Source organism: Neopusillimonas aromaticivorans (assembly GCF_030344915.1).
GTDB classification, from domain to species: Bacteria; Pseudomonadota; Gammaproteobacteria; order Burkholderiales; family Burkholderiaceae_B; genus Neopusillimonas; species Neopusillimonas aromaticivorans.
This window is the reverse complement of record NZ_CP128233.1, coordinates 586,732-597,930: the sequence shown is the minus strand read 5'-3', so window position 1 is coordinate 597,930 and position 11,199 is coordinate 586,732. Positions and strand designations below refer to the sequence as shown.

Sequence of the window (11,199 nt, the reverse complement as noted above, 5' to 3'; positions counted from 1 at the left end):
TGGACAGTCGTTTTATTCTCTCCTGGCTGGGATCGCCACTCAATTTGGCTCCTGGTTGGTGCGGGGGTGTCGGGCGAAAGGGCTTTGAGCACGCCGGCGCTTCGGCGCAACGCGGGGAGGCAAGGGGGCGGTGTCTGAGCCGGCGAGTTTAGCGCCCGCCCCGCGTTGTGCTGAAGCGCCGGGAAGCCCCGAAGGGGCCGTGCGATGCCCGCAGCCCGACACCCCCGCACCAATCAGCAACCAGCGGCAGACCTGTGCAGACCAGGTCACACCATCAAAGCAGAATCAGCGACGCCAGCCCCAGAAAAATAAAAAAGCCCAGCGAATCAGTTGCAAACGTCAGCAGCACCGATGATCCCATTGCAGGATCTTTGCCGAAGCGGTCACGCAGAACCGGAATAAGCACCCCCAGTGATGCCCCCACCAGCATGTTGCCGATCATGGCAACAATCATCACAATCGCAATGGCCCACGACCCTGAAATGGCCCAGGCAAAACTGGCGGCGACCAGGCTGCCCGCCAGGCCCACCATGAAGGTCACCTTGATTTCACGTTGCACCAGCTGCCATGTTGAGGCCCCGGTAACCCGGCCGACTGCCAGGGCGCGGATGACCATGGTCATGGTTTGATTGCCGGAGTTGCCGCCAATACCCGCGACGATCGACATGAGGAACGCCAGAATGACAATATGGCTGACGGTATCCTCGAAACGTGACGCCACAAATGATGCTACTGATGCGGTGACCAGGTTCACCATCAGCCAGGGTGCCCGGTTGCGGATCGCGCTGATGACCGGGGCGAACATGTCTTCTTCCTGGAGACCGGCCCGGGACAGGGCCTGCTCTTGCGAGTCTTCCTGGATGACGTCAACCACTTCGGCGATGGTCACGCGGCCGATCAGGCGGCCCTGGTCATCCATGACGGGGGCTGATACCAGGTCATAGCGCTCGAACGCACCGGCCGCATCGGCATCAGAGTCAAGCGGATTCAAGGTCAGGAAGTCTTTTTGCATGACGGCCTTAACGTCGGCTTCCGGTTCACTGACCAGCAGTTTTGAAACCGGCAACACCCCCAGCAGCTTGTCTTGCCGATCAACCACGAAAATCTGGTCGGTATGGTCGGGGAGTTCTTGCAGACGGCGCAGGTAGCGGAGCACCACCTCAAGCGATACGTCTTCACGGACCCGGACCATTTCGAAGTCCATCATGGCGCCCACGGTACCTTCCGGGTAACCCATGGCCTCGATCAGTTGCGCGCGCTCTTCCTCGGTCAGACCTTTTGCACCTCGGCGACCACCGCAGGTGGCAGGTCGGCGACCAGGTCGGCAATCTCGTCGGCATCCATGGCCTCGGTTGCTGCCACGAGGTCATCGTGATCCATCGACTCAATGAGCGACTCGCGTGCCCAGTCGTCGATTTCAAGAAGCACATCGGCATCAAATTCGGGGTTGACCAGTTGCCAGACGGCTTGTCGTTCTTCGACCGGCAACGATTCGAGAATGAAAGCGATATCAGACGGATGCAGGCCGTTGATGAGCGCTTTGATTTCGTTTTCGTGCTGGCGATGGACAATGCCCTCGAGCAGGTTCGATTTGTCGTTGTCTTCGTATTGTCGGTGTGCCAGTGTTTCGACGACTTCTTGGCGTTTCAGGATGCCCTGCAGTTTTTGCAGCGCTTGTTGCGCGTCTTCAGGGTCAAGCCGTCTTGGAATGACAATAGGTTCATTGACTGGCGTGCCGACAGGTGGCGTGGGTTGCTCCATGGTGTGCACGCCTTGTTACGCTTTAGCGTTGGCTGCCAGCCACCGCCATGCCAGGTTGACCCAGAAACTCGCGCCAACAGGCAGCAGGTTGTCATTGAAGTCGTAGCTGCCGTTGTGCAGTGTGCACGGCCCCAGGCCATGGCCTTTGGTGCGATGATCACCGTCACCATTGCCGATCCAGAGGTAACAGCCCGGTTTTTCTTTCAGCATGAATGCAAAATCTTCGGCGCCCATTGAGGGCCGGATGTTTTCGAAGACAAGGTCATTGCCTACCAGGTCACGCGCCACTTCGGTGCAAAGCGCAGCCTCGTTCGGGTGATTGACCGTGGGTGGATACTTGCGTGCAAAGACGAATTTCGAGGTGCAGTTGAACGCGCGTGCGGTATGTTCGACGATATCGGTCATGCGACCTTCGATAAGATCAAGGGCTTCCTCGGATAGCGTACGAACCGTGCCCCGGATTTCGGCCGAATCGGGGATGACGTTATCGGCGGTTCCGCTGTGGATTTGCGTGACACTAAGGACAGCGGGTTCGAGCGGGTCAAGATTGCGGGTGATGGTGGTTTGCAGCGATTGCACCAGATGAACCGCCGCCATGATGGGGTCATGACCCAGATTGGGCATGGCAGCGTGAGCTCCTTTGCCGTTAAGGACAATTTCGAAGTTGTTGCTGCCACCCATGATCGGGCCAGGGTGATGCCGAAGCTGCCTTCGGGCAGCCCGGGCCAGTTGTGCATGCCAAATACGGCATCCGCCGGGAACAGGTCGAACAGGCCATCGTCAATCATGCGTTTGGCGCCGCTGAACCCTTCTTCGGCAGGCTGGAAAATCAGATACACCGTGCCGGGGAAATTACGGTGCTGCGACAGGTAGCGGGCTGCGGCCAGAAGCATGGCGACATGCCCGTCGTGACCGCAGGCGTGCATTTTGCCAGGGTGTTTGCTGGCGTGTTCGAAAGCGTTGGTTTCCTGCATGGGCAGGGCATCCATATCGGCGCGCAGGCCGATGGCACCGCCGGGGCCTGCAGTACCCTCAATGGTACCCACCACACCGGTAACCCCCAGGCCGCGATGCACGGGAATGCCCCATGACTCAAGCTGCGCAGCAACAACATCGGCTGTGCGAAATTCTTCGTAGGCCAGCTCGGGGTGGGCGTGGATATCACGACGAATGGCGGCGATTTCGGGTTGCCAGGAGACCAGGGTTCGACGAGCTTCATAATGACATCTTCGCGGGTTAAGTGTTGTTCTGCAGCTGGGCACCGGCCAGTTGGTATAGTGGCCCGGCCAAATGCGGGTTGCTGGCATAAATGTAACCGCCGATTGGCCACGGCGTCTCGTGACGAATGTCTTCGGCCACACCACCAGCTTCTCGCACAAGCAGGGTACCTGCGGCAACATCCCAGGGCGCCAGGCCCATTTCCCAGTAGCCATCGTAGCGCCCGCAGGCGGTCCAGGCCAGATCCAGTGCGGCAGAGCCACAACGCCGTACGCCGCGGGTGCTGTGCATGGCATTGGCCAGTGTCGGCATGTAGGCGTCGTAGAAACTGAAGTCCCGGAAGGGCAGGCCTGTGGCCAGCAGTGATTCGGCCAGCGTATCGGTGGACGAGCACCGGATGCGATGGCCGTTCAGCCAGGCCCCACTGTCGTGCAGCGCCGTGAAAAGCTCTTCGCGGCAGGGGTCGTACACCACGCCGATGACCGGTGTGTCTTTTTCGAGTGGGCCGGAGCCCGGCAGTACGGTACCTGCATGGGCCACCAGGGCAATTGAAACTGCATAGTGCGGGATGCCGTGCAGGAAATTGGTGGTGCCATCAAGCGGGTCGATGAACCATGAGGCCAGGCCCTGGGCGTCACCACCCGATTCTTCGGCGACGATGCCCAGGTGCGGCGTGTCGGTGACAAGGATGTCTAAAATGGCGCGTTCGGCGTCGCGGTCTGCTTGCGAAACCAGGTCGTTACGGGCTTTTTTGTCGATGACCAGGTCACTGCGCCGGTGAGCATGGGACTGCAGCAGGGCGGCCCCAGCGTGTGCTGCGCGAACCGCAGTTTCAAGGTGTTCGCCAAGGTGTAAAGATTCTGTTTTCATACCGGCCATGCGAATGCAATACGACCCATAAGTTTACGCAACATTACGTGACTCGTCTGCGACAGATTGAATTAAATACACAATGCATGACTCAAACCGCAGCTTGATGGCTGAATGGCTTCAAAATCTGGCACCCCAGGCCAGTGAGGCAGGGAAACAAGGCTACCGTGCGCTGACGCTGTGTGACAGTGCGTTTGGTGCGGGGCAACGTTTTGTTGCGGTCTGGCAAGCGTGGCAAGCCAGTTCGCCGCCTGGTGCACGACTGCATTATGTGGGCCTTGACCCGCTGCCAGGCGACGCGTCCGAACTGGCCTCGTGTTGGGGGCTGAACGTCGTGGTATCGGTGGTGAGGCCTTGTTGTCCGCCTGGCAAACGCCATTGCCGGGTATCAGCCGGCTGGAGTTTGACGAAGGGCGGGTCAGCCTGACCTTGTTGCATATGCCGCTCAAACAGGCTGTGGTGCAGTTGATGGCGCGGGTCGATGTTTTTTTGCTGGATTGTAATGTGGGTCGTCTGGTTGTCAGTGAACCCGGCTTCTCTTTGTTTGGCCAGTTGGCACGGCTTGCGACGGCGGGGGCGCTGGTGCAGGCGTGTGGCGGGTTGCAGCACGAGCAAATTCGACGCGGCTTGCAGCGGGCTGGTTTTATTTGTGAGGCCGCTGTTTTACCCTGGGTGACAGACACCGGTTCAGTCCGTCATGCCGCAGAGCCATCGTCGTGGGTGCAGGCCAGGTTGCGGCCGGGGTTGATGCATGGGGTGCGGCGGGCATCATCAGATCGTCGGGTGGCTGTTATCGGTGGCGGGATAGCGGGGGCAGGGGTCGCCTATGCGTTGGCCCTGCGGGGGCACGAGGTCCATGTGTTTGATGCGGCGCTGGAAGGTTCACGCCAGGGTTGTCATGCCGGACATGTGGGGGCGGCAGTCACTCCCGCTGTCTCGCGTGACGATGACTATCGGGCGCGGTTGTCCCGTGCCGGAGCGCGTCTGTCCTGGTTGCGTTGGCATACGCTTGCTGCTGGTGCGCGGCCTGTGAAAGCCGGTACGGCCGTTGTCACTGCGGATCCTGTCGAGCAAGCGCGATTGCGCGAGGCCTTGCAGGCAGGAGGGTTTCCACCGTCGTGGGCGCGTTGGTGCACGGGTGATGCGCCTGCCACCGAAACGGTGCTGGGCAAAGGTCGTTCTTATGCCTGGTTTTCTGAAGGTATGGTGATGCGTCCCGGGCATTTGGTCGAGGCGTTGCTGGCGCGCTCCGGTATTGTGGTGCAAGGGTGCAATGTGGGGCGGGTGTCCGGCGGGCCGGGTCAGTGGCGGCTGCTTGGGGTGCAGGGGCAGCCGTTGATATCGGTGCCGACTGTCATCATGGCCAATGCCGCAGGCGTTTTGCCGTTGCTTCGTGCTAGCGGTTTTCTGGAATTGCCTGTGCGCTTGACGCAAATGCAGGCGATAGCCGGCCAGGTCAGCTATTTTGACACCACACGCTTCACGACCTCGGCCCGGTGTGTCCTGGATGGCGAAGGGTATTGGCTACCGCCGGTCGATGGTCTGCACGTTGGCGGTGGTACCTATGATCTGGAGGCGTTGCAGGCGCAGGTTACGCCCGAGGGTCATGCCCAGGTGATTGACAAGGCATGTGCAGTTCTGGGTATTGATACCGCTGCCCCCGGTGCTGGCGCGCCGGCGGGTACCGGGCGCGACGACCTGGTTGCCGCAGTTGCCGGAGGGTGGGCCGGATGGCGTGCCGTTGTGCCCGGCCGTTTGCCGGTTATCGGTGAGTTGTCGGGCTGTCAGGGTTTGTGGCTGGCGTGTGCCTATGGTTCACGCGGGTTGACCTGGTCGGCGCTGGCCGGAGAGATCGTTGCGGCGACACTGAATGACGAGCCCCTGCCCCTGGAGCGCGATTTGTTGCGTGCGATTGCGGCATGTTGATTTATTTGCTGTAGAGTGGTGCAACGCGGACGTAATGAAAAACCCGCCAGCCAGCCTGCAAGGGCCAGAGCATAAGCGGCTGTTTTCAGCCAAAATACACAAACGATTTTATTTTATAGCGTAAATCCGTCAAAATATCGACTTTTGAACGCTTTGAGGCTTTAAGCCCAAGGAATGCGCTGTGCCGCCCAAGTCTTACCTCGAAAACGTGAAGCCTGTTGATTCCCTGAAATTTGCTGGCGCGAAATCGACAACCGTCGATTTCCAGATTGCTGATACTGACACGTATCTGCGCATAGAGGCGCATGCCCCCGGTGTATTCCGGCTGCAGTTTGGCCCGATGGCTCGCTTGTCACCAGAAAAGCCGTCCGCGCGTGCCGTGCGGCATGCCGAAATGTTGCTGGCCCGCCCCGATCCCGTCAGCGAAATGCAGGTCAGCTCGTTGCTGGCGGCCCAGGGGGGCGTGGTCGATTGAACAAGGCGATGTCACGCTGGAAATCGATGCGCGAGCGAACTGGTCGTTGTCCAAGGGAGATGTCCTGCTGGTGGCGTCGGTAGCTCCTGCGTCGCTGCAGGGGCAGGTGGCGGGTGAAACGGTGTGGCAGCTTGGTCTTGAGCTCGACGAAGGCGATGCGTTGTTCGGTCTGGGTGAAACGTCCGCGAACTTTGACCGGCGCGGTGAGCGGGTTGTTTCCGATCTGCCCGCCCATCGGGCGTTGCCGCTGGTCTGGAGTCCCGATGGCTGGGGCATATATGTCAATACACTGGGTCGTGTCGTGCACGATCTGGGGCAAAGCCAGCATGATCTGTATTCGGTGCAGGTACACGATGATATTTGCGATGTGTTTGTCTTTGCCGGTGATCCTGCCGAAATCCTGAATCAATATACGGCCCTGACAGGTCGTGCCGGTCAACCGGGTTTGTGGCCGATGGGTGTGTGGCTTGATCAGGCGCCGGGCCAGTCTCCTGAAGCATTGGCGGCTGTGGCGCAAGATATGCGGGAACGCGGGTTTGCCTTTGATGCAGTCCGATTGACAGGGGCGGCACCTTATGGTTTCCAGGCCGACAAACCTGGGTTCGAATGGGACACCTCCCTTGTCGCCGATGCCAAAGCGCTCTTCGCGCGCTTTTCGCAACTCAATGCCTTGCTGGCGGTACCAACATTTCCCGGGGTGCTTGCGGGTACCATCTTGTTTGAAGAGTGGGAAGATCGGGGTTGGCTGCTGCTCAATGACGACGATTCGACTGCTCATGTTTTCCCGGGTAATGACGTCACAAGGGGCAAGCCCTTCGGCTTGCTCGACCTGACGAACAAAGATGTGTACAAGGCGTGGTCAGAGCGCCAGCGTCAGGTGTTTGATGACGGCGTTGGGGCTCCGGTATGTGACGCCTGGTTCGATATCCCCGAAGGTATTACCGCACGTGGCGGCGAAACAGGTGCACAGTTGCGCCAGGTTTATCCGTTGTTGGCCCGTCGTGCGCTCTTTGATGCGGTGGCAGGGCATAAAACACCGCAGGAAGGGGTGGTTTTCAGCCGGGACCTGTTCCCCGCCACCCAGCGGTTCGCCTGGCAAAGTGCGCCGGCAGTCAGCAATAACTGGCAGGGTATGCAGCATGCGTTGCGTACTGCGCTCAGCGTTGGGTCATGCGGCGTTCCGGTACAAATGCAAACATTGGGCAATGCTGCGGCGCCCGTCGATGAGCTGACTCCCGAGTTGTACGTGCGCTGGCTGGCCCAATGCGTGTTTTCAGCCAATTTCAGTTTTCAGGCCCTGCCTGCCCTGTTACCCAGGCATTCGATGCCGAAACACAGTCGCTGGTGCGTCATTGGTTGCAGTGGCGTTATCGTTTGATTCCTTATATTCTGGGCATTATTGAAGACGCGGTGCGAACTGGTTTGCCGGTGCAGCGTGCGATGGCGCTGGCGTTCCCTGATGATGTTGTCGCTCATCAATTCGATACCCAATACATGTTGGGGCCGGCTTTGCTGGTGGCGCCTGCGACAGGTCCGGGGCAAACCATTACGGTGTATTTGCCCGAAGGCTCGGGTTGGTGGGATCTCTCCACAGGCTGGCGCTACGATGGTGGAACAGTACTCAAGGTCGAGGCGGGCCTTGACCGCTTGCCGGTGTTCGGGCGTGAAGGGCAAATGCTGTGCCTGGGTCCGATAGCTCTGCATACTGCTGAATTCAATTCTGCACGCTTGCTTGACGAGGTGTGGCTGTTCGGCATGCCCGAACAGAGTCCTGCTGTCATGCGCAACAAGATTCGTGTCATGCAAATGCAGGGTTCCAGTTACATCAAGGGTCTTGAGGGGCTCAAGATCCTGCCGTCCGAAGGTCTTGAAGTAAAGCGCCGTGGCGCTGAGGTTCGTATTTCCAGAATGCGGTAGAATACTGCTTCGCTGCTTTTGCGGGCAGCGGTAATCCGGGGTGCAGCGCTGGCTTTTTTGACAGTGTTCAGGGTCCTGGTTACCGAATCGCAAAAAAACCAAAAAAAGCAGTTTTCTCGGTTTTTGGTTTGACAACGAAAAATGGTTCTGTCATAATTTCGTTCTCGGTCGGGCTGATAGCTCAGTCGGTAGAGCACCGGACTTTTAATCCGTTGGTCCTGGGTTCGAGTCCCAGTCAGCCCACCACCCGACTCAAGGGGTTGCGTATATTTACGCAACCCCTTTTCTTTTTAGTCTGGGAACTTTCTGCCCCCTTCTCAATGGGCGTCCCGGTGCGAAAAAACCTCCCGCTGCTCTAATGGCTGCGGGAGGTTTTATTTTGGGGCCTGTCAGTGACCTGTAGTGTCTCAGCGTACCCGCAGTGTTCGGGTTGCCGTGATGCGCTCGGCCTGATCCTTGATGCGGACAGTAACCTGGGTGGGCGTGAATGCCTTTGGCATGTCTGCGCGTCCATTGAATGCGTTGTAGTAACCCACTTCGATTTCACCTGCAGGAACGTCAATGGTCGTGGTGTTCCCGTTAGGGTAACGGCCCTGAACCGCGAAATCCATTTTGCCTTTGAAGGCGGGGTCTTGAGCGCTTTTTTGCATGACCAGCAATGAGTACACCAGTTGGCCATCGGTGGTTGTGAAATCGGCAGCGCGAATTCCTGGCGATGTGCCTCGGGGATCGGGTGGAATGGCATCAGCCAGCACCTGAATGTTGGCGGCCATCTCGTTGAGTGACTTTTCAGCGGCAGAGGCGCGTTGGGTTTGTTTGTCGAGTGATGTACGCAGCTCGTCGATTTCGTGGGTCTGGCGGTCAACTTGTGATTGCAGTCGTTGTTTCTCCAGATGCGTGCTGTTCAGTTCCTGGCGCAGGGCTTCAGCCTGCTCGGTTGTGAGCAAGGTTGGGCCGTAACTTTTCTGTACGAACAAAAGACCGCCGGACCCCAGAACAACCCCCGTCAGCATCAGGATCAGCCAGCGCGGGATGCGCCGTTTTTTGCGTGTTGCCCCGTAGGGGTAGGTTTGAAAGTGCGTTTGGATGAGCCGAATAATGCCATGTTTACGTCCTGTGATTGGCAAACTGTAAATAAATGACGCGTGGGCACTGCGTGCCTTGCCATGCCCGATGGGGTATGGCGTTTGTGCGTTCAGTGCCCGGTCAGTTGCCTGTCGAGGGCCGCCAGTCGTTCCGGCGTGCCAACATCGACCCAGCGGCCATTGTAATGCGAGCCGATGATCTTCCGGTTTGCCATTGCGCTTCGCAGCAAGGGGGCCAGCGGTGCGGGTTCGCCGGGTGCAAGGGCACCGAACAAGTCGGGTGAATACACCCCGATTCCGGAAAACGTGAATTTGAACGCATTTTGGTCCGTCGGGTCTGCACGAATGTACCCGTCTGTTTCAAGATAAAAATCCCCTCAGGGTTGTGAGGGGGTTCCCGACCAGCACCAGCCAGGCGGCCAGCTTGTGTTCGTACAGGCTGGCGGAATGTGTCAGTGCCAGTTCGATGGGCCAGTCGCACCACACGTCGCCATTGATGACCAGAAAGGGGTCTGTACCCAGAAGGGGCAGGGCGTTGGCAATGCCGCCGGCGGTTTCCAGGGCTTTGGTTTCGGCCGAGTAGCTTAACCGGGCCCCGAACGCTTCGCCATTCCCCAGTGCGGTCTCGATCTTGTGCCCGAGCCAGGCATGATTGATAACAATCTCGGTCAGGCCGGCTTTTACGAGCCGTTCAATGTGCCAGACGATGAGGGGCTTGCCGGCAACGCTCAGTAACGGTTTGGGCGTATGGTCGGTCAGGGGCGCATGCGCTCACCGCGCCCCGCAGCAAGAATCATGGCACGCATCAGAAGGTATAGCCCTCGATCACTTGACGGTTTTCAAGGCGGTCAAGAAGTCGCAGCAGGGGGATGAAGACGCCATAACGCGAAGCAACTTGCCGGATGTAACCGCTGACGCGCGGCATGTGGTTCAGGTAGTGATGTTTGCCGTCACGGTGGGACAGGCGCGCAAAGACGCCCATGATGCGCAGGTTGCGTTGCAGGCTCATCCATTCGTAGGCACGGTGGAAGTCGGCAAAGTCAGGCGCAATGGGCAGTCCGGCACGGCGGGCCATTTCCCAGTAACGGATGGCCCAGTCCAGCTGTTGCGGCTCTTCCCAGGTTGTGCGGGCATCCATGACCAGAGAGGCAATGTCGTAGGTGATGGGGCCGGCCAGCGCGTCTTGATAATCAATGATGCCCGGGTTCGGGCCGTGTGCAGGCTCTGTACACAGCATCAGGTTCGGCGAATGAAAATCACGATGAACCAGAACAGTGCCCTGGCGGCAATTGTCTTCAACCAGCAGGTTGAAAACCCGTTGCAGCATTTCCATTTCCTTGTCGGTCAGCGTCGTCTTGCAGTGGACATCAATGAACCATTCAGGGAAAACCTGCAATTCAGTCATCAGGCGTTCGGCGTTGTAGGCGGGCAGGCGGCTGTGGTCGGCGTGTTGCAACTGTACCAGTGCAGCCAGAGCCTCACGATAACGCGCTTGCAGTGTGGTGTCGTCAAGGCCCGACTGGATCGCCTGATAATAGGTTTGCGGCCCAAGGTCGGATAACAGCAAAAAGCCCTGGTCAGTATCATGGGCCAGCAGTTTGGGGACATTGGCGCCGGTATTGGCTAAAAGTTGCGTTACCTGGATGAACGGGCGACAGTCTTCCTGGGGCGGGGGCGCATCCATGGCAATGACCGTGCCTGCGTTGCCTTGCAGTCTGAAATAACGACGGAAACTGGCATCCGCCGATGCGGGTGCGAGCGTATCAAGAGAGAGACTGAATGGCGCGGCAAGTGGCTGCAACCAGTGTTCGAGGGCCTGCAGGCGGGCGTCGCCCGGCATGTGCGAAAAGGCGGTCATAAGCAGACAATAAGGTGTCGAGTCAAGTTATAGTGTGAGGGTTTTTTGAGCGGGTCAGCTTCTTCTATAATAACGGGTTGCCGTTATCA

Annotated in this window: 4 protein-coding genes, 1 tRNA gene and 4 pseudogenes; 3 read left to right on the top strand and 6 right to left on the bottom strand. The window is 58.7% G+C overall.

Annotated features, from left to right (window positions below; all coding sequences use genetic code 11):
- Positions 1 to 274: 274 nt before the first annotated feature.
- The 3 genes and pseudogenes from mgtE to N7E01_RS03110 form a co-directional block, all read right to left on the bottom strand.
- Positions 275 to 1,761, bottom strand: a pseudogene (gene mgtE, locus N7E01_RS03120) (magnesium transporter).
- Between the two features lie 15 nt (positions 1,762 to 1,776).
- Positions 1,777 to 2,980 (bottom strand): annotated as a pseudogene (locus N7E01_RS03115) (M20 aminoacylase family protein).
- A 17-nt stretch (positions 2,981 to 2,997) separates the two neighbouring features.
- On the bottom strand, positions 2,998 to 3,849 hold the full coding sequence (locus N7E01_RS03110) for an inositol monophosphatase family protein (RefSeq protein WP_289174600.1): 852 nt from the start codon (positions 3,847 to 3,849) through the stop codon (positions 2,998 to 3,000).
- Positions 3,850 to 4,164: 315 nt separating this feature from the next.
- Here N7E01_RS03110 and N7E01_RS03105 point away from each other — a divergent pair, with 315 nt between their 5' ends.
- The 3 genes and pseudogenes from N7E01_RS03105 (at position 4,165) to N7E01_RS03095 (ending at position 8,413) form a co-directional block, all read left to right on the top strand.
- Complete coding sequence (locus N7E01_RS03105; RefSeq protein ID WP_289174599.1) at positions 4,165 to 5,775, top strand: FAD-dependent oxidoreductase; 1,611 nt, start codon at positions 4,165 to 4,167, stop codon at positions 5,773 to 5,775.
- A 181-nt stretch (positions 5,776 to 5,956) separates the two neighbouring features.
- Positions 5,957 to 8,167, top strand: a pseudogene (locus N7E01_RS19250) (glycoside hydrolase family 31 protein).
- A 170-nt stretch (positions 8,168 to 8,337) separates the two neighbouring features.
- Positions 8,338 to 8,413, top strand: a tRNA-Lys gene (locus N7E01_RS03095).
- Between the two features lie 161 nt (positions 8,414 to 8,574).
- Here the strand turns inward: N7E01_RS03095 and N7E01_RS03090 are convergent.
- The 3 genes and pseudogenes from N7E01_RS03090 to N7E01_RS03080 all read right to left on the bottom strand — a co-directional run bounded on the left by N7E01_RS03090 (position 8,575) and on the right by N7E01_RS03080 (position 11,110).
- Positions 8,575 to 9,180: a hypothetical protein gene (locus tag N7E01_RS03090; protein ID WP_289174598.1), complete on the bottom strand. Its 606-nt coding sequence runs from the start codon at positions 9,178 to 9,180 to the stop codon at positions 8,575 to 8,577.
- A gap of 182 nt (positions 9,181 to 9,362) precedes the next feature.
- Positions 9,363 to 10,058 (bottom strand): annotated as a pseudogene (gene murU, locus N7E01_RS03085) (N-acetylmuramate alpha-1-phosphate uridylyltransferase MurU).
- Positions 10,058 to 11,110: an aminoglycoside phosphotransferase family protein gene (locus N7E01_RS03080; RefSeq protein ID WP_289174597.1), complete on the bottom strand. Its 1,053-nt coding sequence runs from the start codon at positions 11,108 to 11,110 to the stop codon at positions 10,058 to 10,060. Before N7E01_RS03080 ends, murU begins: the two are co-directional and overlap by 1 nt.
- Positions 11,111 to 11,199 lie beyond the last annotated feature (89 nt).

Coding starts and splice junctions, on each gene's coding strand:
- N7E01_RS03110 (WP_289174600.1), bottom strand. CDS start 3,849: ATGAAAACAGAATCTTTACACCTTGGCGAACACCTTGAAACTGCGGTT.
- N7E01_RS03090 (WP_289174598.1), bottom strand. CDS start 9,180: ATGCTGACGGGGGTTGTTCTGGGGTCCGGCGGTCTTTTGTTCGTACAG.
- N7E01_RS03080 (WP_289174597.1), bottom strand. CDS start 11,110: ATGACCGCCTTTTCGCACATGCCGGGCGACGCCCGCCTGCAGGCCCTC.